This window comes from Shinella zoogloeoides, from assembly GCF_022682305.1.
In the GTDB taxonomy this organism is placed as follows: domain Bacteria; phylum Pseudomonadota; class Alphaproteobacteria; order Rhizobiales; family Rhizobiaceae; genus Shinella; species Shinella zoogloeoides_B.
Window position 1 is genome coordinate 258,929 of the sequence record NZ_CP093529.1, and the last position, 25,791, is coordinate 284,719.

Annotated in this window: 22 protein-coding genes and 1 pseudogene; 6 read left to right on the forward strand and 17 right to left on the reverse strand. The window is 67.2% G+C overall.

Features of this window, described 5'->3' with window-relative positions; all coding sequences use genetic code 11:
- Window positions 1–95: 95 nt before the first annotated feature.
- From MOE34_RS22695 to MOE34_RS22735, 9 genes are all read right to left on the reverse strand, one after another.
- Window positions 96–401, reverse strand: coding sequence for a hypothetical protein (locus tag MOE34_RS22695; protein ID WP_242224321.1), 306 nt, complete (start codon window positions 399–401; stop codon window positions 96–98).
- 93 nt (window positions 402–494) lie between these two features.
- Window positions 495–1,574, reverse strand: a complete 1,080-nt coding sequence (locus MOE34_RS22700; protein ID WP_242224322.1) for a sensor domain-containing diguanylate cyclase — start codon at window positions 1,572–1,574, stop codon at window positions 495–497.
- Window positions 1,575–1,764: 190 nt separating this feature from the next.
- Window positions 1,765–2,763 (reverse strand): ABC transporter ATP-binding protein, encoded by a 999-nt coding sequence (locus tag MOE34_RS22705; protein WP_431522456.1) that lies wholly within the window; start codon window positions 2,761–2,763, stop codon window positions 1,765–1,767.
- On the reverse strand, window positions 2,760–3,719 hold the full coding sequence (locus tag MOE34_RS22710) for an ABC transporter ATP-binding protein (RefSeq protein WP_242224323.1): 960 nt from the start codon (window positions 3,717–3,719) through the stop codon (window positions 2,760–2,762). The genes MOE34_RS22705 and MOE34_RS22710 overlap by 4 nt, the downstream gene beginning before the upstream one ends.
- Window positions 3,716–4,687, reverse strand: coding sequence for an ABC transporter permease (locus tag MOE34_RS22715; protein ID WP_242224324.1), 972 nt, complete (start codon window positions 4,685–4,687; stop codon window positions 3,716–3,718). The genes MOE34_RS22710 and MOE34_RS22715 overlap by 4 nt, the downstream gene beginning before the upstream one ends.
- Window positions 4,687–5,703, reverse strand: coding sequence for an ABC transporter permease (locus MOE34_RS22720; RefSeq protein WP_242224325.1), 1,017 nt, complete (start codon window positions 5,701–5,703; stop codon window positions 4,687–4,689). Before MOE34_RS22720 ends, MOE34_RS22715 begins: the two co-directional genes overlap by 1 nt.
- Window positions 5,704–5,724: 21 nt before the next feature.
- Window positions 5,725–7,386, reverse strand: a complete 1,662-nt coding sequence (locus MOE34_RS22725) for an ABC transporter substrate-binding protein (RefSeq protein ID WP_242224326.1) — start codon at window positions 7,384–7,386, stop codon at window positions 5,725–5,727.
- Window positions 7,387–7,418: 32 nt separating this feature from the next.
- Entirely contained in the window at window positions 7,419–8,324 is a 906-nt protein-coding gene (locus tag MOE34_RS22730; protein ID WP_242224329.1) for a proline iminopeptidase-family hydrolase, read from the reverse strand.
- Between the two features lie 26 nt (window positions 8,325–8,350).
- Window positions 8,351–9,856, reverse strand: coding sequence for a leucyl aminopeptidase (locus MOE34_RS22735; RefSeq protein WP_242224331.1), 1,506 nt, complete (start codon window positions 9,854–9,856; stop codon window positions 8,351–8,353).
- Window positions 9,857–10,128: 272 nt separating this feature from the next.
- On the opposite strand from MOE34_RS22735, the gene MOE34_RS22740 reads away from it, so the two are divergent.
- Window positions 10,129–11,031 carry a LysR family transcriptional regulator gene (locus tag MOE34_RS22740; protein WP_242224332.1) on the forward strand — a complete coding sequence of 301 codons (903 nt, stop codon included), beginning with the start codon at window positions 10,129–10,131 and terminating at the stop codon, window positions 11,029–11,031.
- Window positions 11,032–11,036: 5 nt separating this feature from the next.
- Here the strand turns inward: MOE34_RS22740 and MOE34_RS22745 are convergent, their stop codons facing one another.
- A complete protein-coding gene (locus tag MOE34_RS22745; RefSeq protein ID WP_242224335.1) occupies window positions 11,037–11,513 on the reverse strand; it encodes a MerR family transcriptional regulator in 477 nt (158 codons plus the stop codon).
- 87 nt (window positions 11,514–11,600) lie between these two features.
- Here MOE34_RS22745 and MOE34_RS22750 point away from each other — a divergent pair, with 87 nt between their 5' ends.
- Genes MOE34_RS22750 through MOE34_RS22760 form a run of 3 tightly spaced genes read left to right on the forward strand, consistent with a single transcriptional unit; the run spans window position 11,601 to window position 15,206 of the window.
- Window positions 11,601–12,839 carry an NADH:flavin oxidoreductase/NADH oxidase family protein gene (locus tag MOE34_RS22750; RefSeq protein WP_242224338.1) on the forward strand — a complete coding sequence of 413 codons (1,239 nt, stop codon included), beginning with the start codon at window positions 11,601–11,603 and terminating at the stop codon, window positions 12,837–12,839.
- Between the two features lie 17 nt (window positions 12,840–12,856).
- Entirely contained in the window at window positions 12,857–13,762 is a 906-nt protein-coding gene (locus tag MOE34_RS22755) for an acetoacetate decarboxylase family protein (RefSeq protein ID WP_242224340.1), read from the forward strand.
- Window positions 13,763–13,775: 13 nt separating this feature from the next.
- Window positions 13,776–15,206 (forward strand): coniferyl aldehyde dehydrogenase, encoded by a 1,431-nt coding sequence (locus MOE34_RS22760; RefSeq protein ID WP_242224341.1) that lies wholly within the window; start codon window positions 13,776–13,778, stop codon window positions 15,204–15,206.
- Window positions 15,207–15,217: 11 nt separating this feature from the next.
- Here the strand turns inward: MOE34_RS22760 and MOE34_RS22765 are convergent, their stop codons facing one another.
- The 4 genes and pseudogenes from MOE34_RS22765 to MOE34_RS22780 all read right to left on the reverse strand — a co-directional run bounded on the left by MOE34_RS22765 (window position 15,218) and on the right by MOE34_RS22780 (window position 20,482).
- Complete coding sequence (locus MOE34_RS22765; protein ID WP_242224343.1) at window positions 15,218–16,147, reverse strand: LysR family transcriptional regulator; 930 nt, start codon at window positions 16,145–16,147, stop codon at window positions 15,218–15,220.
- Window positions 16,148–16,533: 386 nt separating this feature from the next.
- Window positions 16,534–18,222, reverse strand: a pseudogene (locus tag MOE34_RS22770) (amidase); the annotation flags it as partial.
- A gap of 102 nt (window positions 18,223–18,324) precedes the next feature.
- Window positions 18,325–19,410, reverse strand: coding sequence for an extracellular solute-binding protein (locus MOE34_RS22775; RefSeq protein ID WP_242224345.1), 1,086 nt, complete (start codon window positions 19,408–19,410; stop codon window positions 18,325–18,327).
- A gap of 49 nt (window positions 19,411–19,459) precedes the next feature.
- Window positions 19,460–20,482 carry an agmatine deiminase family protein gene (locus MOE34_RS22780; RefSeq protein WP_242224347.1) on the reverse strand — a complete coding sequence of 341 codons (1,023 nt, stop codon included), beginning with the start codon at window positions 20,480–20,482 and terminating at the stop codon, window positions 19,460–19,462.
- A 96-nt stretch (window positions 20,483–20,578) separates the two neighbouring features.
- Here MOE34_RS22780 and MOE34_RS22785 point away from each other — a divergent pair, with 96 nt between their 5' ends.
- Window positions 20,579–21,466 carry a LysR substrate-binding domain-containing protein gene (locus tag MOE34_RS22785; RefSeq protein WP_242224349.1) on the forward strand — a complete coding sequence of 296 codons (888 nt, stop codon included), beginning with the start codon at window positions 20,579–20,581 and terminating at the stop codon, window positions 21,464–21,466.
- 12 nt (window positions 21,467–21,478) lie between these two features.
- Here the strand turns inward: MOE34_RS22785 and MOE34_RS22790 are convergent, their stop codons facing one another.
- Both MOE34_RS22790 and MOE34_RS22795 read right to left on the reverse strand, forming a co-directional pair.
- On the reverse strand, window positions 21,479–22,372 hold the full coding sequence (locus MOE34_RS22790; protein ID WP_242224351.1) for a DMT family transporter: 894 nt from the start codon (window positions 22,370–22,372) through the stop codon (window positions 21,479–21,481).
- Between the two features lie 119 nt (window positions 22,373–22,491).
- Window positions 22,492–22,890 carry a (R)-mandelonitrile lyase gene (locus tag MOE34_RS22795; protein ID WP_242224353.1) on the reverse strand — a complete coding sequence of 133 codons (399 nt, stop codon included), beginning with the start codon at window positions 22,888–22,890 and terminating at the stop codon, window positions 22,492–22,494.
- A gap of 161 nt (window positions 22,891–23,051) precedes the next feature.
- On the opposite strand from MOE34_RS22795, the gene MOE34_RS22800 reads away from it, so the two are divergent.
- Complete coding sequence (locus MOE34_RS22800; protein ID WP_242224355.1) at window positions 23,052–24,239, forward strand: acetyl-CoA C-acyltransferase; 1,188 nt, start codon at window positions 23,052–23,054, stop codon at window positions 24,237–24,239.
- Window positions 24,240–24,263: 24 nt separating this feature from the next.
- Here the strand turns inward: MOE34_RS22800 and MOE34_RS22805 are convergent, their stop codons facing one another.
- Window positions 24,264–25,739, reverse strand: coding sequence for an NAD-dependent succinate-semialdehyde dehydrogenase (locus MOE34_RS22805; RefSeq protein ID WP_242224356.1), 1,476 nt, complete (start codon window positions 25,737–25,739; stop codon window positions 24,264–24,266).
- Window positions 25,740–25,791 lie beyond the last annotated feature (52 nt).

Genomic DNA, 25,791 nt, shown 5'->3' on the forward strand with positions numbered 1-25,791 from the left:
TTGGTTCCATGCAACGGATTTCGGCGCAGGCGTTCTGAGCGGCCTCCTTGCCGGGCGCGCACAGGGGCGAATTCTTGTCCGGGGTATGGAGGAGACTAGATTCCCGAGCCGTCGAGCTGCTGGTCATCGTCGCCTTCCCAGGGGGAGGGCGCGCTGGCGCGATCGAGCTTGGCCGAGGGCAATGGCATCCAGCATTTCAGCTCCGGCTCGGCATATTCGATGATGCAGCCGGGTGCGGAATCGGAGGCGCGCCAGCCTTCCGCGCCGAACCGGTCGCCATGCGACCAATAGGCGACATCGACTTCCGCCGGTCCCTGTTCGGACGAGCGGACCGTGACGAGGATACGGCTGCTGTCTTTCGGCGCGCTTGCCATGTGGCGCCACCGGTCTGGCTGGTCCATTGCGTTTTCTCCTGCATTGCTGCGGATCGAAGTGTCGCGCCGCCATCGCAGACGGTCAACCCAAACTTTGCCGCGCCGTCGCGAAAGTCCGTGTCAGCGCGCCTCGGACGACAGGGCGCTGCGATGGGCGTCCCCGCCGGCTGCCTTGGCCGCATAAAGCGCCATGTCGGCGCGCGTGAACACGGCGGAGGGCGTCTCGCCATGGGCGAAGGCGAAGCCGATGGAGGTTGTTATGCCGAATGTGCGCCCGGAACAGGCCATCGGCGCACGCGCGGCGACGGCCAGTCGCTGCGCCACGGCCTCGATCGCCTGCAGGTTTACGGAGGGGCCGAAGACGACCGCGAACTCGTCCCCGCCGATGCGTGCGATGAGGTCGGCGGACTGGCACGCCGACGAAAGGCGGCGCGTGAACTCGATCAGGCACTCGTCGCCGATGGCATGTCCCAGCGTGTCGTTGACCTGCTTGAAGCCGTCGAGGTCGACAAGCATCAGTGCGCCGCCCGTTCCGTCAGGCCCACAGATATCGGCAAGGCGCATCTGGAACTGCGTGCGGTTGGCAAGACCCGTCATGACACCGTGCTCGGCCATATGCCGCATGTGCTCGAGGGTCTTCTTCTCCTCCGTGATATCCTGCTTGACGCCGAGGAGGCGGATGGCCTGTCCGTTCCGGCGCTCGATGCTGGCGGTTATCCTGATCCAACGCTTTCCGGCCTCCGGGTGCCTGATTTCCGCGTCCAGCGTGAAGCCGTCCCCCGATGCGATGGCGTTGCCGCGAACCGCCTGTAGGCGCGCGAGCGATTCTTCCGAATAGCTTTTCAGGATGTCGCGACGCACGAGGCCGGCGCTGCGCTGAAGGCCGAAGAGGTCGTAGGTCCCGCCGCTCCAGGTCAGTTCCTCGCTGGGCAACTCGCATTGCCAGGTGCCCATGCGCGCGGTCATGGAGGCGCGTTCGAAAATCTCGGCGCCGGCCAGCGCCGCCTCGACCTGTTGAACGAGGGCGGTCTGCCGCCCGATCTGCCGCCGCAATTGCCACAGCGTTCGCGGGTCGAAAGGGCTTGCAAGGGCGCAGCGCAGGCTTTCCAGCAGCGAGCCGATGGGGGTGCGGGGCGCGGGGACCGGGTCGCAATCCGCCGGACGGTCGCTCGGCCGCGGGTCGCTTGCTGGATTTGCCATGGTCGTCACCGCGATTGATGAAACTGACTTTTGACAAGTCCTACCGTGAAATCCTTAACCTTAGGTGAGAGCGCGGCCGGATAATGCGTTCGATACGGAATGCTACACGCCGCCGAAACACCTGCTGGTTTCGACGGCGTTCATGCCACCTCAGGGCTTGGCGTGTCGGGGAGCCGATGCCCCCGACGGCCTATATTGTCGGGAAGTGGCAGGCCACCTTGCGGCCGTCGCCGAAGGATTGCGCCTGCGGCCGTTCGGTGCGGCAGCGGTCCTGAGCGATGGGGCAGCGCGGATGGAAACGGCAGCCCGAGGGCGGGTTGAGCGGGCTTGGCACGTCGCCGGTCAGGAGAATGCGCCGGCGCGAGCCGCCGGGCGTCGTCTCCACCACCGGCACGGCCGAGATCAGCGCCTGGCTGTAGGGATGGGCCGGTGCGGAGAACACCTCTTCTGCCGGGCCTTCTTCCACCACGGAGCCGAGATACATCACCGCGATGCGCGTAGAGACCTGGCGCACGACCGAGAGGTCGTGGGCGATGAAGATATAGGTAAGGTTCAGCTTCTCCTGCAGGTCGGCGAGCAGGTTGACGATCTGCGCCTGTACCGACACGTCGAGCGCCGAGACCGGTTCGTCCAGCACCACGAGGTCCGGATTGAGCGCGATGGCCCGGGCGATGCCGACGCGCTGGCGCTGGCCGCCGGAGAATTCGTGTGGATAGCGCGTGACATGGTCCGGCAGGAGGCCGACGATGTCGAAGAGTTCGGCGACCCGTTTGTCGATCTCGGACGAGGAAAGCCTGGTATGGATGCGCAGCGGCTCGGCGACGAGATCGCCGACGCGGCGGCGCGGATTGAGCGAGGCGGAGGGGTCCTGGAAGACCATCTGCAGGCGGCGTCGCATCGGGCGCAGCTCCCGCAGCGACTTGCCGGTGATGTCCTCGCCCTCGAAGAAGAGCGTGCCGTCGGTGATGTCGTAGAGCCGCACCAGACAGCGTGCGAGCGTGGACTTGCCGCAGCCGGACTCGCCGACGAGGCCGAGCGTTTCGCCGCGTCGCACCGTCAGAGACACGTTGTCGACGGCATGGACGGTGCGCCGGCCTTCCGCCGAAAAGCGGGTGCCGATCGAAAAGCGCTTCATCAGCGAGCGGGTTTCGAGGATGGGGCCTTCAGTCTTCGTCATCGTGTCGCTCATGCTTGTGCCTCGCGGAGGCAGGCGGCGGCGTGGGGACCGCTTCCAAGGGCGGGCTTTTCCGCCTCGCAGGTCTCGAAACGCACCGGACAGCGCGGGCCGAAGGCGCAGCCCTGCGGCAGGCGCAGCAGGGAAGGCGGCGAGCCGGGGATGGCCGGCAGGCGATGGGGCTTTTCGCCGGTCAGCGGCGGGATCGAGCCGAGCAGCGCGCGGGTATAGGGATGGCGCGGGTCGGAGAACAGCGCCGTGCGGCTGCCGCGTTCCACCACCCGGCCCGCATACATGACCATCACCCGGTCGGCGAGTTCGGAGACCACGCCCATGTCGTGCGTGATGAAGACGACCGCCGAATTATGCGTGGACCGCAGCTTGCGCACGAGGTCGAGGATGCCGGCCTGTACGGTGACGTCGAGCGCCGTCGTCGGCTCGTCCGCCACCAGCAGCGCCGGGTTGCAGGACAGCGCCATGGCGATGACCGCGCGCTGGCGCATGCCACCGGAAAGCTGGTGCGGATAGCGCGACATCGCCTCGCGCGGATTGGGGAAATTCACTTCCGCCAGCAGTTCCTCCACCCGGTCCAGCGCCTTCGCCTTGCTGATGTTCCGGTGGGCGCGGATCTGTTCGGCGATCTGCCAGCCGATCGTGTAGACGGGCGTCAGCGCCGTCATCGGATCCTGGAAGATCATGGCGATCTCGTTGCCGCGCAGGCGCCTGAGTTCGCGGGCCGGAAGGCCGACCAGCTCGCGGCCCTTGTAGCGGATCGAGCCTTCGATCGTGGCGTTGGGATCGGTGATGAGACCCATGACTGCCAGCAGCGAGACGGTCTTGCCGGAGCCGGATTCGCCGACGACGCCGAGGATCTCGCCCTCTTCCAGATCGAAGGAAACGCCGTCGATGGCCCGCACCAAGCCGTCTTCGGTGCGGAACGATACCCTGAGGTCGCGCACGGAGAGCATCATGACGTCCTCACACGGGGATCGAGAAGGATATAGACGAAGTCGACCACCGCATTGGCGATGACGACGAACATCGAAGCGTACATCACCGTTGCCATGATCATCGGCAGGTCGAGGTTCTGCATGGCGTCATAGGTGAGCTTGCCGATGCCGTTGAGGCCGAAGACGACCTCCGTCAGCAGCGCCGAGCCGCCGACGAGCGCGCCGAAATCGAGGCCGAACAGGGTTACGAAGGCGATCAGCGAAGTGCGCAGGGCATGGCGCAGCAGGATGCGCGTTTCCGACAGGCCCTTGGCCCGCGCCGTGCGGATGAAGTCCTCCTGCATGGATTCGATGATCGCGGCGCGCAGAACGCGGCCGTAGATGCCGATATAAAGCACCGCGAGCGTGATCCACGGGATGACCAGCGTCAGGAACCAGCCCCTCGGGTCCTCCATCAGCGGCTTGTAGCCGAGCGGCGGAACCCAGGAGAACAGCCAGGTATCGTGATAGCGGCTCTGGCTCATGAGGTTCATCACCTCGCCGAGCCAGTAGACCGGCATGGAGATGCCGATGAGGCCAAGGGCCATCAGCAGCTTGTCCAGCCAGCTATCGCGCGTGGCGGCGGCGACGATGCCGATGATCACCGAGACGACCACCCACAGGATCGCCGCGCCGAAGACCAGCGACAGGGTGACCGGAATGGCGTCGAGCACGGCCGGAACGACCTTCCAGCCGCGATTGACGAAGGATGTGAGGTCGCCGGTGATGAAGATCTTCTGCATCATCAGGCCGTATTGGACGTAAAGCGGCTTGTCGAAGCCGAAGGAGTGGCGCACGGCCTCCAGCACCTCGGGCGAGGCGTTACGGCCGGCGATGCGCGCGGCAGGGTCGGAGCCGGGCGTCGCAAAGAAGATCAGGAAGACGATCACGGAAATGCCGAACATCACGAACAGCATCTGACCGAAGCGGCGCAGGATGGCGTAGATCATCAGGTGCGCCCCAGTTGAACTTTCGAGCGTGGGTCGAGCGCGTCGCGCAGACCGTCGCCGAAGACGTTGAGCACCATGACAGACAGCGCGATGGCGATGCCCGGCGCGAGCGCCACGAGCGGGCGCGTATAGAGCAGCGACTGGCCGTCCTGGATGATCGTGCCCCAGCTTGCCGCCGGCGGCTGCACGCCGATGGACAGGAACGACAGCGCCGATTCCGTCAGCATGTTCAATGCCATCATCAGTGGCACGAAGACGATGAGGGTCGTCGTGATGTTCGGCTGGATGTCGCGCAGCAGGATGCGCCAGCCGGGCACGCCGAGATTGACGGCCGCCAGCACGAACTCGCTGTTGCGCAGCGAGAGGACCTGACCGCGGATGGGTCGCGCCACATAGGGCACATAGACGATGCCGATGATGATGACCGGCAGCCAGAGACTGCCGGATTCGATGAGGATCGGCCCGATGGAAATGCCGGCGGTGATGGTGACGATGGAAAGCGAGATCGCCAGAAGATAGATCGGGAAGGCCCAGAGGATATCGAGCAGGCGCGAGAGGACGGTGTCGGTGACACCGCCGAAATAACCGGCGACGAGACCCGTCGTGGTGCCGACGATCAGCGTGAAGACCGTGGCGGCGGCGGCGATCATCAGCGAGTTCAGCCCGCCATAGAGCAGGCGGGCCATGACGTCACGGCCCTGGCCATCCGCGCCGAGGAAGTAGTTGCCGAGTTCCCAGGTGGGACCGATCGGCGTATAGCCAAGCCCCAGCCCCTCCGTGGAGGCCTCCATCACCGGTACTTCGACGCCATTGACCATGATGACGGCATCGAGCGTCGAGGTGAAGGGATCCACGCCTGCCCAGCGCGCATAGAGCGGCGCGCTAAGACAGGAAAGGACGATGAACAGGAACACCGCCAGGGACGCCATGGCGGCCCTGTTGCGCTTCAATCGCACGAAAGCGAGGGCCCAAGGCCCTCGCGTCCTGCGCTGCACGGCAACGACTTCATTCGACACGCAACTGTCCTCCGCCGGGTCTTACTGTACCCACGACTGGGTGATCATCCAGTCGAACTGGCGGTTGAACTTGAAGTTGCCGAGACGCTTGCTGACGAAGTCGAGGCGCTTCGGCGTGAAGAGGCCGATGGCCGCGGCCTGATCGGTGATCGCCCGGTCGATCTCCGCCCAGATCGCATCCGCCGCGGCCTGATCGGTCACGCCGAGATCGAGCGCCTTCTGCATCTTGGCGTCGATATCCTTGTCGCAGAAGCCGGAGATGTTGATCGAGGCGTCCGAGCCTTCGCGGAAGGAAGCGCAGCTGAACAGGATGTTGAGGAAGTTCGAGGCCGCCGGATAGTCCTTGTACCACTGGCTCACCGACATCTGCACCTTGTTGTTGGTGTTCTGGATATAGGTGAACTGGATATTGGAGGAGATCGGCTTGACGTCGGCGACATAGCCGATGCTGGTCAGCACGCTCTGCAGGTAGACGCCGATGGCGCGCGAGACCGAGGTGTCCTCGACGATGATCGTCACTTCCTGGCCCTTGGTGCCCGACTCCTCGACAAGCTGCCGCGCCCTTTCAAGATCGGGGGCCGACCACGTGGCGCCCGGATCCTTCGTGTAGGGGCAGTAATCGACATGGCCGGGGAAGTCCGGCGGCAGGATCTGGCAGACCGGCGAGGCGAGCACCTTGCCGCCGAAGAGCTTGACCAGCGTGTTGCGGTCGACCGCGTAGGCGACGGCCTGACGGGCCTTGAGGTTGTCGAAGGGAGCCAGGCGCGTGTTGAGCGGCGCATACCACCAGGCCGAAAGCGGCGCGATGTGGAGCTGGTCCTTGTACTTGGTGCCGACTTCGGCGAGACGGTCGCTCGGCAGCGCGTCGAACATCCAGTCCGCCTCGCCGTTCTGGATCGCCGTTACCGCCGCTTCCTCGGAGAGGCCGAAGTCGTACTGCACGACATCCGGGTAGCCGTCCGGCTGGGCGTCCTCGCTCCACTGCTTGAAGTGCGGATTGCGCGAGACGGTCATGCCCTTGTTGGGGTCGAAGGCGGAGATCATGTAGGGGCCGGTGCTCGGGATCGGCACGGAACCCATGTCCTCGGCGGGCGTGTCGGCCGGCAGGATCGCTGCATGGGGCAGGGCGATCTTGTAGAGGAATTCGGCGTCCGGCTTCGTCAGGTTGATGGTGATCGTGCCGGCGGCCTCGTCGCCAACCACGCCGCCTTCAAGCGTGCAGCTCTTGGTGTCGGCAAGGCATTTGTCGGCGCCGACGATGCCGGCATAGAAGGTGCCGGAGGTCGGGCCGGAGACCTTGAAGATGCGCTGGAACGAGGAGACCACGTCCTTCACGCCGACTTCCTGGCCGTTCGAGAACTTGATGCCCTTGCGCAGCTTGAAGGTGAAGGTCTTGCCGTCTTCGCTGACCTCCGGCATCGCCTCGGCAAGGTCCGCGACCACGGTGAAGCCGTCCATGCCCTCGGCCTTGCGGAAGGTGACGAGGCCGTCATAGATCGGCTGGTACATCTGCCAGCCCTGGGAGGTGTAGTTGATATGCGGGTCGAGCGTGCCGGCCGCCGAGCGGGCGAGAAGCCGCATGGTGCCGCCGCGGTGTTCCTGAAGATACTCGGCCTGTGCCGGAGCCAGCCATGTGCCGGCCATGAGAGCGACGGCCGATGCCGCCAGAAGCAGTTTTTTCATGTTCGATCCCCTTTTCGGTCCGTTTCTATTTTCTATCGGTCATGCTGGTTGAGGAAGTCCCCCACCAGCCGCATGCACGCATCCTGTTCCTCGACATGCGGCATGTGGCTGGAATGCTCGAATATCTCCCAGCGCGCGCCCCTGATGCCGTCCTTGAAGGGTTGCACGGTGGCGGGCGTGGCTTCGTCGTGGCGCCCGGAGATGATCAGCGTCGGCGTGTCGATGGCCGCAAGGCGGTCGATGACGCTCCAGGTCTTCAGGGTGCCGATGACGTGGAATTCGTTCGGCCCGTTCATCAGCGTGTAGACGGTCGGGTTGCGCGCCGCCTGCTCGAAGCTCGCCGTCACTTCGGGCGGGAAGGGCACGACGCGGCAGACGTGCCGCTCGTAGAATGCCATCGTCGCCGCCTGGTAATCCGCATGGTCCGTCGTGCCGGCCGTCTCGTGCCGCGTCAGGGTGTCCTGTACGTCCTGCGGCAGGTCGGCGCGCAGCCGGTTCGCTTCCTCGACCCAGAGCTTCATGGAGGCGGGCGAATTGGCGATGGTGAGCGAAGCGAGGCCCTTGGGGCCAAGCACGGCATATTCGGAGCCGAGCATGCCGCCCCAGCTCTGGCCGAGCACATGGAAGCCGCCGCGGATACCAAGATGGTCGACGAGGTTTTCCAGTTCGTCGATGAAGAGCTGCGGCGTCCAGAAGTCCGCGCCCTTTTCCGGCAGCAGCGTGGAGTTGCCGCAGCCGAGCTGGTCGTAGTGGATGACCGCGCGCCCGTCGCGGGCAAGCAGCTTGTAGGCGTCGACATAGTTGTGCGCGACGCCCGGCCCGCCATGCAGGATGACGACCGGCAGCTTGCCGCTGTCAAGGTCGCCGCTGACGCGGTACCAGGTCTCGTGGCCCCTGAACGGCGCCCGACCTTCCGTGCTGTTGATCCGATCCGACATGTTCACCCCTCCCAAGGTCAAGCCGCTTAAGCGCCCGTCCTCGTCGTCCGTACCCATTCTTCCAGCATCTGCACGCCGAAGGCGGTGGCGCCTTCCCGGCCGAGCGGGCGATCCTCCCCGGCCAGTTCCTTGCCGGCAATGTCGAGATGCACCCAGGGGCGGTCTTGCGTGAAGTGACGCAGGAACGCTGCCGCATAGGGCGCATCGCCGTCCTCCATGTCCTTGGCATGGTGGCGCAGGTCCGCCAGTGGCGATTTCAGCCCGTCGTCATAGGCGTGGTCGAGTGGCAGGCGCCAGAAACGCTCGCCGACCGTCTCGCCCGCCGCGATCATCCCGTCGGCGATGGCGTCGTCCGTGCTGAACAGGCCGGCGAAGATCGAGCCGAGGCCGCGCATCACGGAATAGGTGAGCGTGGCGAGGTCGACGATGACGGACGGCTCGAAGCGCGTTGCCGCGTAGTGGAGACAGTCCGCAAGGATGAGGCGGCCTTCCGCGTCGGTGTCGAAGACCTCGACGGTCTGGCCCGAGCCGGTGGTGATGATCTCGCGGGGCTTGAGCGCGGTGCCGGACGGCAGGTTCTCGGCGATGCCGAGGATGCCGACGGCGTGGACCGGGCTGTTCTGCCGGGCAAGCGACAAAAGGAGGCCGACGACAGCCGCTGCGCCGCCCATGTCGGCCTTCATGTCGAACATCTGCGCGCCGCCCTTGATGCACAGGCCGCCGGAATCGAAGCAGACGCCCTTGCCGACAAAGGCGAGCGGCTGTTCGCCCGATCCTTCGCCGCGATAGCGCAGCACCGCGATTTTCGGCGCGCGCACCGAACCGGCGCCGACCGCGAGGATCGCGTTCATGCCGAGGTCCTTCAGCCGGTCCGCGTCCAGCACCTCGACCTCGATGCCGGCTCCGCGCAGCGGTTCCAGATGGCTGGGGAAACTGTCCGGATGGAGATGGTTCGGCGGCAGGTTGACGAGCGTGCGGGCATATTCGACGCCCTCCGCCACCGCGTTCGTGCGGGCGAGCACGGCATCGAGCGCCTTGCCGTCCGCGCCGACGAGCCGGATTCGCCAGGCCTTGTCCTCGGCGGCGACGGGACGCAGGTTGCGCAGGTCGAAACGATAGCGCCGCAGGCGCAGCCCAAGCGCGACGCGCGCCAGCACCTCGGCCTCGGAAAGGGAAATGCCGGCGACGGCGTCGAGAACGATGGTCGCTTCGTCCTCGCCCCTGGCTTCCAGATGGGCGGCGAGGTTGCCGCCGGCCTTCGCCAGCGAAAGGGCGCTGACAGCCTCCGCCTTGCCGAGCGACAGGACGATCAGGCGGCGGGCCGCAACGCCCTGCGGCGGGACGAGATCGATGCAGTCGCCGGCCTCGGCCGTGCCGGAACAGGCGCGGGAGAGAATGCCGCCGGCGGCCGCGTCAAGCGCGGCGGCGCGGGGGCCGAGGGCCTGCCCGTCGGCCTTCAGGATCACGATGACCGGAGCGTCGGCGGCGATGGCGTCGGCTGCTTCGAAGACCGGGACGGGCGATTGGGGCATGAAAATCCGCTTCCTGCTGTGCGCCGCAAGGGCTGGCTGTCACAGGCACGTCCCATCGACCCGGAAGGCGGCGATTGCCAGCCCGAAAGCGATGGCCGTACCGGTAACCAACCATCACCGGCGGCGATATGGATGCCAGAGCGGAATAACCGTTTTCTCATGGCGACTTAGGGCTTGTCCTAAATCGGTACCGCCGAAGGGGGCGAGCGTTCAAGCGTCAATTTCGTTCATATCGATTGACAAAAACTCACGCGATAATCCATGGTCCGGCCATGGCTTTACCTTCACTCAACGGCATGCGTGCTTTCGAGGCCGCCGCGCGCCTCGGCAGCATCAAGGATGCGGCGGAGGAATTGCACCTGACCCCTTCGGCGGTCAGCCGGCACATCCGCACGCTGGAGAAGACGCTTGGCCAGGAACTGTTCGAGCGCGGCTTCCGGCAGGTGACGCCGACGATGCGCGGGTCCTATTACGCGCGTACGCTTTCGGAAGCTTTCGAGACGATCTGGCGCGCGACGGAGGATGTCAGCCTGCGCGACGGGCCACGCAGCCGTAAGGCGCAGCGGGTCAAGCTGATGTGCGAACCGACCTTCCTGAACCTTTGGCTGGCCGACCGGCTGCCGGATTTTCGCCGCCTGCATCCGAGCGTCGACCTGGAGATATCCACCTCCGGCAAGCGAACCAATGTCGACCTCGCGATTGTCGACGAGTTCGTCTACAAGGCCGGTCCGGCGCTTACCATGATGATCCCGCTGCTGCTGACGCCCGTCTGCGCGCCGTCCCTGCTGGAAGGAAGCAGGCCGTTGCGCTCGCCCGCCGATCTCCTCGACCACCATCTCATCCATGAATGCGAGACGACACGCTGGAAGCAATGGCTGGAACAGGAAGGGCTTGCCTCCGCCAGCGTTCCGGTGGGGTCCACCCTGCACGACTGCACGCTCATCATGCGTGAGGCGATGAACGGCGCGGGCGTCGCGCTCGCCGATACGATCATGGCGGAGGATCTCCTGCGGCAGGGCAAGCTCGTCGCTCCCTTCGCCGCCCGCCATGCCTATCCGGCCGGCTATTACCTCCAGCAGCGCCGCAGCATCGGCAATAAGGCCGGCGCGGGCATCTTCCAGGAATGGCTTCTGGCCGAGGTCGCCGAACACAAGCGGGCGATGAGGATCGAATAGGCCGCCTAGCCGACTCTCTCGGAACGCCGGGGCTTCGCCTTGCCGTGCAGGCCGGGATCGGCGATGCCGCTTTCCACGTCCTTGCCGAGCATGTTCGCCAGAACCCGGCGCGCATTGGCCGCGCAGTCGATATCGTCCGGCTTCGCCTCGATATCGGCGATGAGCGTGACCAGTTGCGCCTTGCTCCCGGCAAGCCTTGCTTCCAGTGCCTCGATGTCGGCTACTTTGCGGCGGAGCGCCTCGACCAGTTCGGTGTGCTGCCAGCGCTCGAGATCCGACGGCAGGAGCGTGCGGATCTCTTCCAGGCTGAAGCCCGCCTTCTGCGCCGTCGCGATCAGTTCCAGCACGAGCACCGCCTGCTGCGGATAGGTGCGGTAGCCGTTCGGCCGGCGGTCGACCGCCGTCAGGAGACCGGCGCTTTCATAGAAACGGATGCGCGAGCTGGTGAGGCCGGTGCGCTTGGCCAGTTCCCCGATATTCACGATGGACGCTCCTTCAAAAAAGCCGCTTGACCTTAAAGTTAACTAAAAGGTTATGCTGTGTCCAAATCAATCTTCGGAGACCGATCCATGTCCCTGTTTTCCCCGCTTGCGCTGCCCAATGGTGCGCTCATTCCTAACCGTATCGCCAAGGCCGCGATGGAAGAGAACATGGCCGATGGCGACCATGCGCCCTCCGCCGAGCTACTGCGTCTCTACGCGGCCTGGGCCGAGGGCGAAGCAGGGCTGATCATCACCGGCAACGTGATGGTCGACGCCCGCGCCATGACCGGTCCCGGTGGCGTGGTGCTGGAGGACGACCGCCATCTCGACCGCTTTTCGGCCTGGGCCGAGGCGGGGCGTTCGCGCGGCGCGCAGATGTGGATGCAGATCAACCATCCCGGCCGCCAGATGCCGGCCGCGCTCGGCCAGGAGACGCTGGCGCCCTCGGCCGTGGCGATGGAGATGGGTGCGCTGTCGAAGCAGTTTCCGGTGCCGCGCCAAATGACGGCGGCCGATATCGCGGAGGTCGAGCGCCGTTTCGTTGCGACCGCGCTGCTCGCCGAGCGCGCGGGCTTCACCGGTGTCGAGGTGCATGCCGCCCATGGCTATCTGCTCAGCCAGTTCCTGTCGCCCCTGACGAACCGCCGGCAGGACCATTGGGGCGGGGGCCTTGAGAACCGTGCGCGCCTGCTGCTCGATATCGTGCGCGCCATTCGCTCTGCGGTCGCGCCCGGCTTCGCGGTGGCGGTCAAGCTCAACTCGGCCGATTTTCAGCGTGGCGGCTTCTCGCCCGAGGATGCGCAGGCGGTGGTGCGGATGCTCGGAGGCCTGGGTGTCGATCTCGTCGAATTGTCGGGCGGCAGCTACGAGGCGCCCGCCATGATGGGGTCGGCGCGTGACGAGCGCACGCTCGCCCGGGAAGCCTACTTCCTCGATTTCGCCCGCGATATCGCCGGGGTGGCGACCATGCCGCTGATGGTGACGGGCGGCATTCGCCGCCGGGAGGTCGCCGAAGAGGTCGTCGCCAGCGGCATCGCCATGGCTGGCATCGCCACGGCGCTCGCCATCGAACCGGCCCTGCCGCGCAACTGGCGGCTCGGGCGGGGGGGCGTTCCTGTGCTGAAGCCCATCGCCTGGAAGAACAAGCAGCTAGCCTCGACGGCGCATATGGCCGCAGTCAAATACCAGCTCACGCGCCTCAGCCGCCGGCAGCGCCCGGCCCCGGGCGTGTCGCCCGCCTGGGCGCTGGTTCTGTCGCAGATGGCGACGCGCCGCCGGGCGAAGCGCTACCGCCGCTGGATGGAAACGCGCCGCGCGGCGGCTTAATCGGGAGGGAGGCAGCCATGGAGCGACCTGTTGTCGATGTGGAATTTGGCGGGAAGACCGTGCAGGTTCCTGCCGGCGGGTACTACGACCGCTTCCGCATGAACCCGGATCTCGACGACGTCGCCCGGGATCCGGCGGCGGGGAACATCGATTTCTTCCGCCGCATTCCCAAGCAGATCGTGCCTTCGCGGGTCGGCCCCGTCTTGGCGCCGAATTTCTACTATCGCAGCAGCAATGTTCAGTTGCTTTTCCTTGCCCCGCTCACACGCTTGCGGGCAATGCTGCCCATGCCGCTCGAACCGCTCTGCGCCGTTCCCGGCCATGGTCTCGTCGCGCTGACCTTCTATTCCTACGCGGTCTGCGACAACGATCCCTATAACGAGGCCTCCATCGCGGTCATCGTCCGCCGGCCGGGCGCGCATGGATCGCAGGGGCTGGAGCTGCTGCGATCCATGCGCCGCCGCAGCTTCCACGCCCATGTGCTGGCGCTTCCCGTGACGACGGAGATCGCGCGGGTGCGCGGGGTGCATGGCTACCAGCTTCCCAAATGGCGGGCGGAGATCGACCTTGCCATCGGCGCGGCGGTGACGGCCCGGATCGCGGCGGCTGACGGAACGCCCGATCTTGCACTCGGCGCGCCGCTTCCGGCCTTGCGCGACGTCGCGCCGCAATCCCATATGGCAAGCAATATAGCGCTCAACCTGATCGACGGGCGCTGGCACCAGACCGTCGTGCAATGGAACATGCTGTCCTTCGCGCAGACGCTCTTTCCCAAGAGCGTCGAACTGACGCGGGCGGGCGGGCCGATGAGCCAGCTTCTCGACGGGCTGGGCGCGCGGAAGGTGCTGCGTCTCGACGTGGTGAAGGATGCGCAACTGGTTCTCAACATGCCGCGGCCGGTGGCCGCGCTCGACGACATCTGAAGATGGAGAAAGCATGACCCAGCCGACCGCGGCGACAAAGGACGATGCCCGCGCCCTTCTCGACGGCCAGCGCCGGGCCTTCCTGCGGGAGGGGCCGCCGGATATCCGCCAGCGCAAGGCCGCCCTTGCGCGGCTGCGGGCCGCGGTGCTTGCCCACCGCGCCACGGTGGCGGAGGCGATCAGTGCCGATTTCGGACATCGCTCGCGCCACGAGACCGATCTCATGGAGGTCTTCGGCGTCGTTCAGTCGATCGACTATCTCCGCCGCAACCTTTCCCGTTTCATGAAGCCGGAGCGCCGGCATGTCGGGCTGTTCTACCGGGCAGGCCGGGCCTATGTGGAATACCAGCCGAAAGGCGTCGTCGGCGTGATGGCGCCATGGAATTATCCCTTCTCGCTGTCCCTCATCCCGCTCGCAACCGCCCTTGCCGCCGGTAACCGGGTGATGTTGAAACCCTCCGAGCTGACCCCGCGCACGAGCGCGGCGATGCAGCGCATGCTCGCGGAGATATTCACGCCCGAGGAGGTGTCCGTGGTGCTCGGCGGGCCGGAGGTCGGCGCGGCCTTCAGCGCCTTGCCCTTCGATCATCTGCTCTTCACCGGCAGCACGGATGTCGGCCGCAAGGTCATGATGGCGGCGGGCGGGAACCTGGTGCCGCTGACCCTGGAACTCGGCGGCAAAAGCCCGGTCATCGTCGCGCGCGGCCATGCCGGCGAGCGGACCCTCGACAGCATCGTCTTCGGCAAGCTCTCGAATAGCGGCCAGACCTGCGTCGCACCGGATTATGCGCTTGTCCACGAGGACGACCTTGCGGCTTTCGTCGAAGGGTATGGCAAGGCCGTCGCCCGCGCCTATCCCGCCGGGCCGGCGAGCGACGACTATACGTCCATCGTCAGCGACCGGCACTTCGCGCGATTGCAGGGGCTTCTCGACGACGCGCGCGACAGGGGCGCGCAGGTGACAGCAGTCGGCGCGCGGCCCGAGACGGCTGCGACCCGGCCACGCACGCTCGCCCCGACGCTGGTCCTCAATGCCGGCGACGACGCTGCCGTCATGCGCGAGGAGATCTTCGGCCCGATCCTGCCTGTGCGCGCCTATCGCACGCTCGACGAGGTGATCGATCACGTCAATGGCCGCCCACGCCCGCTGGCGCTCTACTATTTCGGTGAGGAGGACGGCGACTGCGCGCGTCTGCTGCGGCGGACGACATCCGGCAATGTCGGCATCAACAACACGATGATCCACGTCGCGCAGGACGACCTGCCCTTCGGGGGCATCGGCCCAAGCGGCATGGGCGCCTATCACGGTCCCGAGGGTTTCCGCGCGATGAGCCACGCCAAGGGCGTCTTCGTCCAGGGGCGCTGGAACCTGCCGCGCCTCCTGCGCCCGCCATTCGGCAGGCTGGTGGAGAGGGCGCTGGCCGTGACGCTGGGGAAGCGGTAGGGGCTGCTGCGTCAGGGGCCGACGCGCAGGATCTCGGCCTCGATCAGCGAGAGGAAGCGCTGCGCCAATGGAGAGAGCAACGCATCCTTGTTGAGGATGATGTTGTAGGCCGGCACGCTGACGCGGCGGGCCATGTCGAGCGTGACGATGCGTGCGCTGAGGTCTTCCGCCATCAGAAGATTGGCGACCTCGCGCGCGAAGGGGGCGATGGCGTCGGTGCGCGAGACCGTTGTCAGCGTCAGCAGGACGGAGGCGGAATAGGTGACGCGCTCCGGGAAGTCGGCGCGGTCGGCGCGGAAGGCTTCGGCGACCGTCGACCAGATCGGCGAGCCGGCCGGCTGGATGATCCAGTCGTAGGGCGAGAGATCGCTAAAGCCGAGCTGTTCGCGCCCGGCAAGCGGATGCTCGTCCCGCACGGCGAAGCTCAATATCTCCTCCCCGATCGGCCGCACGTCGTAGGCGGCCGGATCGTCGGCCGCGCTTACCCGCGCCAGGACGAAATCGTATTCGCCGGCCCGCATGCGCTGCATCAGGGTCAGGCTCGGCTCGACATCCACCTGCAACTGGGCATGCGGCGCCTGCGCGCGCAGCGCCAGCGAGGCCGGCAGGGCATAGGCGACGGCGGCGGCCGTCACCGCGCCGATCCGGACCCGGCCGCGCAGGCCGTCCGCCACCTCCTGCATGTCGCGGCCGATGTTCTCCACCTCCGCGACGACGCGGTTGGCGCGGGCCGCCAGCACGTTGCCGAACTCGTTGAAGACGAAGCCGTGCGCATTGCGGGTGCATATCTGCCGGCCGACCAGCGCCTCGATCTCGGCGAGCGTGCGCGAGGCGGCCGGCTGCGAGATGTTCATCTCCTCGGCGGCAAGGCTGAGCTTGCCCTTGCGCTTGAGGGCGGCGAGGAAACGGAGCTGGTTGAGCTTGAGGTAATGGGCTTTCATGCCGCCAGCCTAGTGCCGGCGGTATCATGATGCAATTGATATGCAGGGATGCCTGCGGATGATCCGGCCGGTATGTGTCAGGCCGTCCCACCGGCGATGGCATAGGCGGCGGCGCCCGGCGCGCAGGCGATGACGATGTGGCCGTAGGGTGCGCGCCATTCGCTGTGGGGGTGAGTGTTTTCCGGCAGGTCGAGGCTCGCGGTGGCCAGTGCGCCGGCCTGTTCGAAGACGACGGGTTCGCCGTTGACCGTCAGCCAGAGCAGCGGAGCTTCGCTTTGCGCCCGGATCGTCAGGCGCTGGCATCCGGGACCGGCGGAGGTGGCCGTTACGGTGAGCTGCAGGTCGGCTGCGTCCGGCAGGGCAGGCCCGGCGGCGGGCAGGGCGGCAAGCTCCGGCGTTCGCGGCGGCGTTTCGCGGTAGCGGCCGGTTCGTTCGAAGGCGCAGGCATAGGCCAGCAGCGCCGTGTCGTCCCACGCCCGGCCGGCGAAGGTCAGGCCCGCCGGCATGGCGATATCGTCCAGCATGCCCATGGGGACGGTCACCGTCGGGATGCCGAGATGGCGGATCGCCAGATTGCCGTTGGCGACCCAGGTGCCGTTGCGCCAGGTGAGGTCGGCGGATGCGGGGTTCACGTCGGCATCCGCCGGGCCGATATCGGCGACGGCCGGGAAGATCACCGCGTCGAGCCCCAGTTCGTCCATCCAGGCCTCAAGGTCGATGCGCCGGGTCTCCTCCAGTCCGCGCAGCCCTTCGGCAAGCTCCGGTATGTCCTCGAACGTGGCGACCGGATGGTTCCGTATGTGGGCGGGGTAGTCGGCGATATGGTCGTCGAAGCCCTGATAGCGGTCGGGCAGGCTGCCCGCAGGCGCGGGGAAGATACGCGCGCCGTCGACATCGGCGAGCCGCGACAGCGCCGGATCGGCGTTGGCCGTCAGAAAATCGTCCCAGGCCCAGGCGGAAAGATCGACGATCTCACGCCGGAGATAGGCTGCGGAGACGAGGCCGCGCGTCGCGGTGGTCGGCGCGCCGGGGCGGTCGCCCTCGTAGTTGCTGACGACGGGGAAATCGGTCACCACGACCTCGGCCCCAGCCGCCTCGAGGGCGGCGCGCGCGGCCATGCACAGGGCGAGCATCGAGGGGCGGGTGTCGATCCGCTGGCCGGTCGCGCCGCCGATGCCTACCTTCCCGCCGGTGCCCGCCTGCGGGTCGGCGTTGATATACATTGCCGGCAGGCCGAAACGCTTGCCCGCAAGGTTCGCCGTGCCGGCGATCGCGGCGTAGGACGGCGGGCGGATGGTAGAGACCTTGGGGATGGGAACCCAGGTCTGGCGGCGCCAGAGGTCGCCGCGGCTTTCCGGATCGTCGGCGACGATGATGTCGAGCAGTTCCAGCATGTCCGCCATCGAGCGGCTGTGCGGCACCACGACATCCATGGTCGGCACGAGCGGCCAGTTGCCGCGCACCGAGATGACACCCCGGCTCGGCGTATAGGCGCAAAGCCCGTTGTTGGCGGCGGGTGCGCGCCCGCTCGACCAGGTCTCCTCGCCAAGCCCGAAGGCTGCGAAGCTCGCAGCGGTCGCGGTGCCTGAGCCGTTCGAGGAACCGGAGCCGAAGGCGGCCGTCAGGTAGTCCGCGTTGTAGGGGGATTCCGCGCGGCCGTAGACGCCGCGCTGCATGCCGCCATTGGCCATCGGCGGCATGTTCGTCAGGCCGATCAGCACGGCGCCCGCCGCCCGCAGGCGAGAGATCGCAAAGGCGTCCTCCGTCGCGATGAGATCGGCGAAGGCGGGCGAGCCGGATGCGACGCTCAACCCTTTCACCTTGTAGCTGTCCTTGGCGGTATAGGGGATGCCGTCGAGCGGGCCGAGACTTGTCCCGCGCGCGCGGCGCAGGTCCGCGGCGCGTGCCTCGGCGAACATGTCGGGATTGAGGACCGGCACGGCATTGAGGGCGATGCCGTGCCGGTCGTAATGCGCGATGCGGTTCAGATAGGCGGCCACGAGACCGACGCTGGTTGCCCGCCCCGTTTGCAGTGCTTCGCGCAATTCACCGATCGAGGCTTCGACGACGTTCATGGATGCCCTCCCGCAGGCGCTCTGTTTCCGGCTCCGCCCGGTTCTAGCCCCGGGTCTTCTCGCCGGCAATGTTCCTTTTGGCGTATAGGCCGGCCGCTATGGCTAGCGCAGTCCCTTCGCCCGATCCCAGGCCTGCGACCATAGTTTCAGGGCCTTCTGGTCCAGTGCCTTCGGCAGGTGCAGGCGCTTCTGCTCTTCCTCGGAGGGATAGAGGTCCGGATTGGTCCGCAGCTTTTCATCGAGGAGGGCGAGCGCCATCTTGTTGGCGGTGGAGAACCCCGTCTCCGTGGCCGCGGCGGCGGCGATCTCCGGCCGCAGGAAGAAATCGATGAAGGCATGGGCGGCCTGGGGGTGGGGTGCGTCGGCGGGGATGGCAAGCACGTCGGACCAGACGAGATTTCCTTCCTTTGCGAGACGGTAGGCGATGCTGAAGGGCTTGCCCGCCTCTTTCGCCCGGCTGCTGGCGATCAGCATGTCGCCGGAAAAGCCGATGGCGAGGCAGAGGTCGCCGTCGGCGAGGTCGTTGACATAGCTGGAGCTGTGGAACTTGCGCACATAGGGGCGGACCCGGGAGACCACCTCCACCGCCTTCTCCAGTTCGTCCCTGTCGGTCGTGTCGGGGTTCAGCCCGAGATAGATGAGGGCGAGGCCCAGAACCTGCTCGGCATCGTCGAGCATGCCGACGCCGCAGGAGGCGAACTTCTCGACCACGGCCGGGTCGAAGACCATGCGCAGGGAATCGACTGGCGCATCGGGCATGATCGCCTGCACCTTCTCCACATTGTAGCCGACGCCGGTCGTGCCCCACATCCACGGCACGTTATGGGCGTTGCCGGCATCGACGGCGGCGCCCCGGGCGAGGGCCGCCGGGTCGAGATTGTCGAGGTTGGAGAGCCGGGCGCGATCCAGCGGCGTCCAGATGCCGACGGGGAGCTGGCGCAGGAAATGAGGCGAGAGGTTGACGGTCACGAGGTCGTAGCCCGAATTGCCGGTCAACAGCTTGGTCTCGACGATGTCGTTGGAATCGAACACGTCGTAGGAGACCTTGATGCCCGTCTCCTTTTCGAAGGCGGCAATGGACTGGGCGCTGAAATAGGATTCCCAGGAGTAGAGGTAGAGCACCTTCTCCTCCGCTCCTGCGGGGGCGGCGAAAAGGCATGCGGCGGCGAGCGCGAGCCAGCGTTTCATCGTCTTTCTCCGTTTCTGATAGGGTCTCGGTCTGGCAGTCGCCGTATGGCTACAGCGGCTGTTCCTGTGTGATGCAATGGATCGCGCCCCCGGCGGGAACGACGGCGCCGACATCGACGGTGACGATGCGCCGGTCCGGGAAGGCGCGGGCGACCGCCGCCCTGGCCTCATCGCTGGAAGACCGGCCGAAGGTCGGCATCACGACGCCGCCGTTGGCGAGGGCGAAATTGATGTAGGAGCGCGCGAAAATCTCGCTGGTCGCCTCCACGTCGTAGGCTTCCGGAATGGGGATGACCTCGAAGCTGCGTCCGCGCGCGTCGGTCTGGCTTTTCAGGGCCGCCAGGTTGTCGGCGAGGATGCGGCCGTGCAGGTCGTCGGGGTCGGGATTGTATTCGAACATCACGACGCCGGGCCGCACGAAGCAACACATGCCGTCGACATGGCCGTCCGTTTCCAGGTCGAGCGGGTCGCCGGGCAGCCAGACGACTTTTTCGAGATCGAGCATGCGCAGAAGCTCCTGTTCCACCCACGCCTTGGACAGGCCCGGATTGCGGTTGGGGTGGAGCAGGCTCGTTTCGGTGACGATCAGCGTACCGTCGCCGTCGCAGGCGAGCGAGCCACCCTCGCAGTGCAGGAAGGAGCGGACGATCTCTGCCTCCTCATAGGCAAGCACCCGGCCTGCCAGCGCGTCGTCGGCGTCGTAGGGCTCGTGCTTGCGGCCCCAGGCGTTGAAGCGCCAGGAGACGCCGGAAAGCCCGCCATCCTCCCGCTTCAGGAATGTCGGTCCGGAATCGCGGATCCAGCAATCGTCGATCGGCAGGGCGACGATCTCGATATCCGCGCCGAGCTGCGTCCGGGCGCTCTTGGTGTGGTCGGGATGGACCACCATGCTGACAGGCTCGAACTGGGCGATCGCCCTGGCCACATCGGCATAGGCCCGCTGCATGGCCGGCAGGGTCGCGCCGTAGAGATCCTTGCGGTGGGGCCAGGCCATCCAGGTCTTGGCGTGAGGTTCGAATTCGCCCGGCCGGCGGCGCTTCACCCGCGGCTTCGCCCGCATCGTCGTGTCCATGATTGACTCCTATTCATGTATGACGCTCACTATCAGCCCGTTGGAGCGCGGATACAAACGAGAAGCATTCCTGTTTTTGATGAATGGATTTCATGTATGGTCAAGTTTCGCCATATCCCGCCGACCCAGTTCCTGAAGGGCTTCGAGGCGGCCGCGCGGCTCGAGAGCTTCAGTCGGGCGGCGGAGGAGGTCGGCCTGACGCAATCGGCAATCAGCCATCAGATGCGGTTGCTGGAGGGGCAGGTCGGCCAGCCCCTGTTCCTGCGCATCGGGCGGGAGGTGCGCCTGACGGACGCCGGGCGCGACTATCATCGCACGGTGCGGCGCTGTCTGGAGATGCTGGAGGAAGGCTATCGGCGGCTGGAGCCGTATCGCAAGCCCGGTAGCGTCGTCATCTATGCGCCGCGTGGTGTCGCGCGGCGCTGGCTCCTGCCGCGCCTGCCGGCGCTGAAGGCGGCCGCGCCGGCCTGCGAACCCTGGCTGGACACGTCGGGCGCGGCGGTTGATTTCGATACGATGGAAGTGGATATCGCCATCGTCCATGCCCACGAGCCGCCCGTCGGCTGCGAAAGCCTTTTGCTTGCGCGCGACCGCCTGTCGCCCGTCGCCGGGCCGGCGCTCGCCGGCACGCTCCGCGAACCGGCCGACATTCTGGGCGCGCCGCTGATCCACGAGGAAGGACCTGTCGGATGGGCTGATTGGCTGGCGCAGGTGGGTATTACCCCGGCTGCCGTGTGGCGGGGAGTGAATTTCAGCGACGGCGATACCGCGCTCACCGCGGCTGAACTCGGTCAGGGCGTTGCCCTCGCCAGCCTGTTTCTCGCGCAGGACGCGCTGGCCGCCGGCATGCTTGCCCGGCCGTTCGGGGCAACGATGGAAACCGGGCGCTGCTGGTATGCCATATCCAGCCCGGCGCGTCTGAGGGACGAGGACGTGCGCGATGTCTGGCGCTGGCTGGGAACGCTGGCGCCGGAGGAGGCATGAGCGACGCAGCCCTCAGCGGATGAAGAGCAGCCCCATGCCGACGACGACGAGGGCCGCGCCCGCCCAGGCCCCGGCGGCGGGGCGCTCGCCGGTCCTCAGCCAGAGCATGGGCAGGATCAGCGCGGGGGAGGTGGCCGACAGGGTGGAGACGATGCCGACCTTGCCGCCGGAAAGCGCAAAGAGCAGCAGCGTCATGCCGACGGCGAGGGCGATGAGGCCGGTAAGCGCGGTCATGGCCGCGACCTTCAGCGTCAGCGGCCCCCTCGGCTTCACGGACGGGATCGGCAATTGCAGGAGGATGCTGAGGCAGAAGGCGGCGACGCCGACGCGCAGCAGCGAGGCGAGGACAGGGTCGATGCCGGTCGCCATGACCGGCCGGGCGACGATGGAGCCGATGGCCTGGCCCGTCGCCGCGCCGATACCAAGGGCCACGCCGATCCACAGCGGCCCCTTGACGGTCTCCCACTGGTGCATTTGCGCCCGGCGCTTGCCGAAGAGGATGGCGAGGAACACGCCCGCTGCGGTCACCGCGATGCCTGCCACGGCCAGCGGCGGCAACGTTTCGCCGAGCGCCAGCCAGCCGAGCAGCGCGGTGATCGGCGCATTGAGGGCGAAGAGGATGCCGGAGCGGCGCGGGCCGAGGCGATTGAGCGTTTCGAAAAGCAGCGTGTCGCCGATGAAGATGCCGATCAGCCCCGACAGGAGGAGCGGCCCGGCATTCGCCGGCTCCAGCTCGCGCCAGACGCCTGTGGCGAGCACATAGAGCGCCAGAAGGCCGGTGACGAAGATCTGGCGCGCCCGGTTGAAGGCCGGCGCGCCGAGATGGCTGGCCGGCCCGGCCGAGATCAGCCCCGTCACGGCCCAGCAGGTCGCGGCGCCCAGTGCAGCAAGTTCATGGATTGGCATGGTTTTCCGATATGTCGTCTGGCTCTGGCGATGGTTGTTGCGCCCGCGCACCGTTTAAGCGCGGCCGGGCAGGCCGCGTCCAGCGCCGTTTCCGTCAATCAACAGGGTGTTGGGCTCCCTCAGCCGGCGGCATAGTCGGCATCGGTGACGTGCTCCAGCCAGTCGACGACCTTGCCGTCCTTGACCTCCTGGAGCGCGATATGGGTCATGGCGACGGCCGGGGAGGCGCCGTGCCAGTGTTTTTCGCCCGGGGCGAACCAGACGACGTCGCCGGGGCGGATCTCCTCGACAGGCCCGCCCGCGCGCTGCACGCGGCCGAGGCCGGAGACGACGATGAGGGTCTGCCCGAGCGGGTGCGTATGCCAGGCGGTCCGCGCGCCCGGCTCGAAGGTCACCTGCGCGCCCTGGACCCGCTCCGCGTCGAAGGGGTTGCAGAGCGGATCGATGCGCACGGTTCCGGTGAACCAGGCCTCCGGGCCTTTCGCGGATGGGCGCGTTCCCGCGCGTAGAATGTCCATGGGCTCTCTCCTGTCGCTCGATGTGCCGGCCCAGTCTCTGGATAGCAGCGGGAGGCCGGCAAGAACAGCCCGCGCATCGTCATGGCCGGCGGGATATGGTAGAACCGGCCGAAAGGCGGGCCGGCGGCGCCGTGCCGGAGCGATTGCGCGGGAGGTCTCGAATGACGCTGCAGGATCCGATCGTCATCGTCGGCTCGGCCCGCACCCCGATGGGCGGTTTTCGGGGCGATCTGGGGGGCGTTGCCGCGCCGGAACTCGGGGCGGCCGCGATCCGTGCGGCGCTGGCGCGCAGCGGCATCGCGGCGGAGGCCGTGGATGAAGTCGTGTTCGGCTGCGTGCTGCCGGCCGGCCAGGGGCAGGCGCCCGCCCGTCAGGCGGCGCTCGGCGCGGGCCTGCCGTTTTCGGCCGGCGCGACCACCGTCAACAAGATGTGCGGCTCGGGCATGAAGGCGGTCATGCTGGCGCATGATCTCATCGCCGCCGGCAGCGCCTCGGTCGCCGTCGCCGGCGGCATGGAGAGCATGACGAACGCGCCCTACCTGCTCGACCGCGCCCGCGGCGGCTATCGCATCGGGCATGGCCGCATCCTCGATCACATGTTCCTCGACGGACTCGAGGACGCCTATGACAAGGGTCGTCTGATGGGCACCTTCGCCGAGGATTGTGCCGAGGCCTACCAGTTTACCCGCACGGCGCAGGACGATTATGCCATCGCCTCCCTGACCCGCGCCCGCCAGGCCATCGAGACGGGTGCGTTCCAGGCGGAGATCGCACCTGTTGCCGTGAAGGCGGGGCGGGCCGAGGCCCTCGTCGAGCAGGACGAGCAGCCCGGCAAGGCGAAACCGGAGAGGATCGCGACGCTGAAACCGGCCTTCCGCGAGGGCGGCACGGTGACGGCGGCGAATGCGTCCTCGATTTCCGACGGCGCGGCCGCGCTGGTGCTGATGCGCCGCTCCCGGGCCGAACGGGAGGGGCTGGCTCCACTCGCCACGATCGTCGGCCATGCGACGCATGCGCAGGCGCCCCATCTCTTCGCGACCGCGCCGGTCGGCGCCCTGCGCAGGCTCGGGGAGCGCACCGGCTGGAATCTCCGGGACGTCGATCTCTTCGAAATCAACGAGGCCTTCGCCGTCGTCGCCATGGCGGCGATGCGCGATCTCGATCTGCCGCACGACAAGGTCAACGTCCATGGCGGGGCCTGCGCGCTCGGCCATCCCATCGGCGCATCGGGCGCGCGGGTACTCGTCACGCTGCTGGCCGCGCTGGAGCGCCACGGCCTGAGGCGCGGCATGGCGACGCTGTGCATCGGCGGCGGCGAGGCGACCGCGGTCGCGGTGGAGCGGTTGTAAGCCGTTGTGGGCAGGAGAGGCGTATCAGATGCCGCCCATGCAGAGGTATTTCATCTCCAGATAGTCCTCCAGCCCGTGGCGGGAGCCTTCGCGGCCCATGCCGGATTGCTTGACGCCGCCGAAGGGCGCGGCTTCCGAGGACATGCGCCCGGTATTGATGCCGACCATGCCGTATTCCAGGGCTTCGGCGACCCGCCAGACGCGGCTGAGGTTGGAGGCGTAGAAATAGGCGGCGAGGCCGTAGATCGTGTCGTTGGCCTCGCGCACCACCTGATCGGCATCCGTGAAGCGTATGATGGGGGCGAGTGGGCCGAAGGTCTCCTCCTGCGCGATGCGCATGCCGCGGGAGATGCCGGTGAGCACGGTCGGCGCGAAGAAGGTGCCCGCGCCGGCGATGCGATTGCCGCCACAGCGGATGCGGCCGCCCTTGTCCACGGCGTCGGCGACATGGGCCTCGATCTTGGCGAGCGCCCGCCCGTCGATCAGCGGGCCGATGGCGGTGTCGGGCGCAAAGCCGTCGCCAACGGCAAGCGTGCCGACGCGGGCGGTGAACTTCTCGGCGAATTCGTCGTGGACGCCGGCCTGTACATAGAGCCGGTTCGCCGAAACGCAGGTCTGTCCGGCATTGCGGAATTTTGCCTGGATCGCGCCGTCCACGGCCGCATCGATATCGGCGTCGTCGAAGACGATGAAGGGCGCGTTGCCGCCGAGTTCCAGGCTGAGCTTCTTCACCTGGTCGGCGCATTGCCGCATCAGGAGGCGGCCCACCTCCGTCGAGCCGGTGAAGCTGATCTTGCGCACCTGCGGATTGAAGCAGAGTTCGCGCCCGACGCCATCGCCCTCCGCCGCATAGACGAGATTGACCACGCCGGCCGGAAAACCGGCCTTGCCGGCAAGCGCCACCATCGCGCCCGCCACCAGCGGCGTCTGCTCCGCCGGCTTCAGCACCACCGTGCAGCCGGCTGCCAGCGCCGGCGAGATTTTTCGCGCGACCATAGAGGCCGGGAAATTCCAGGGCGTGATCGCGCCGACGACGCCGATCGGCTGCTTGATGACGATCATGCGCCGGTCGCGCGAGGGCGCGGGGATCGTCTCGCCGTAGACGCGGTTGGCCTCCTCCGCATACCATTGCAGATAGGCGGCGGCATGCGAGACCTCGGATTTCGCCTCGGCGAGAGGCTTGCCCATCTCGGCGGTCAGGATGGCCGCGAGGTCGTCCGTATGGCGGACGATCAACTGGTGCCAGCGCCAGAGCGTGTCGGAACGCTCGCGTGCCGTGAGGCCGGCCCATTCGGCCTGCGCCTCGCCGGCCCGGTCGATGGCGGCCCGGGCGCCGTCCACGCCCATGTCCGGAATGTCGGCCAGATGCTCGCCGGTGGCGGGATTGACGACCGCGAAGGTGGGCGTGCCGTCGGCAAGGCCGAGCCAGGCGGGATCGACGATCGCGCCGAACAGCTCGGGGTTCTTCAAGCGGCGGATGAGGGTGTGCGACAGGGCCAAGCGGTGTCCTCCCGATGAGGCGTCATTGACGAAGCAATAGGAGACCAGCCGG

Bases quoted from the DNA above. Each gene is read 5' to 3' on its own strand.
- MOE34_RS22695 (WP_242224321.1), bottom strand. From the start codon at position 401: ATGGACCAGCCAGACCGGTGGCGCCACATGGCAAGCGCGCCGAAAGAC.
- MOE34_RS22700 (WP_242224322.1), bottom strand. From the start codon at position 1,574: ATGGCAAATCCAGCAAGCGACCCGCGGCCGAGCGACCGTCCGGCGGAT.
- MOE34_RS22705 (WP_431522456.1), bottom strand. From the start codon at position 2,763: ATGAGCGACACGATGACGAAGACTGAAGGCCCCATCCTCGAAACCCGC.
- MOE34_RS22710 (WP_242224323.1), bottom strand. From the start codon at position 3,719: ATGATGCTCTCCGTGCGCGACCTCAGGGTATCGTTCCGCACCGAAGAC.
- MOE34_RS22715 (WP_242224324.1), bottom strand. From the start codon at position 4,687: ATGATCTACGCCATCCTGCGCCGCTTCGGTCAGATGCTGTTCGTGATG.
- MOE34_RS22725 (WP_242224326.1), bottom strand. From the start codon at position 7,386: ATGAAAAAACTGCTTCTGGCGGCATCGGCCGTCGCTCTCATGGCCGGC.
- MOE34_RS22730 (WP_242224329.1), bottom strand. From the start codon at position 8,324: ATGTCGGATCGGATCAACAGCACGGAAGGTCGGGCGCCGTTCAGGGGC.
- MOE34_RS22735 (WP_242224331.1), bottom strand. From the start codon at position 9,856: ATGCCCCAATCGCCCGTCCCGGTCTTCGAAGCAGCCGACGCCATCGCC.
- MOE34_RS22740 (WP_242224332.1), top strand. From the start codon at position 10,129: ATGGCTTTACCTTCACTCAACGGCATGCGTGCTTTCGAGGCCGCCGCG.
- MOE34_RS22750 (WP_242224338.1), top strand. From the start codon at position 11,601: ATGTCCCTGTTTTCCCCGCTTGCGCTGCCCAATGGTGCGCTCATTCCT.
- MOE34_RS22755 (WP_242224340.1), top strand. From the start codon at position 12,857: ATGGAGCGACCTGTTGTCGATGTGGAATTTGGCGGGAAGACCGTGCAG.
- MOE34_RS22760 (WP_242224341.1), top strand. From the start codon at position 13,776: ATGACCCAGCCGACCGCGGCGACAAAGGACGATGCCCGCGCCCTTCTC.
- MOE34_RS22765 (WP_242224343.1), bottom strand. From the start codon at position 16,147: ATGAAAGCCCATTACCTCAAGCTCAACCAGCTCCGTTTCCTCGCCGCC.
- MOE34_RS22775 (WP_242224345.1), bottom strand. From the start codon at position 19,410: ATGAAACGCTGGCTCGCGCTCGCCGCCGCATGCCTTTTCGCCGCCCCC.
- MOE34_RS22780 (WP_242224347.1), bottom strand. From the start codon at position 20,482: ATGGACACGACGATGCGGGCGAAGCCGCGGGTGAAGCGCCGCCGGCCG.
- MOE34_RS22785 (WP_242224349.1), top strand. From the start codon at position 20,579: ATGGTCAAGTTTCGCCATATCCCGCCGACCCAGTTCCTGAAGGGCTTC.
- MOE34_RS22790 (WP_242224351.1), bottom strand. From the start codon at position 22,372: ATGCCAATCCATGAACTTGCTGCACTGGGCGCCGCGACCTGCTGGGCC.
- MOE34_RS22795 (WP_242224353.1), bottom strand. From the start codon at position 22,890: ATGGACATTCTACGCGCGGGAACGCGCCCATCCGCGAAAGGCCCGGAG.
- MOE34_RS22800 (WP_242224355.1), top strand. From the start codon at position 23,052: ATGACGCTGCAGGATCCGATCGTCATCGTCGGCTCGGCCCGCACCCCG.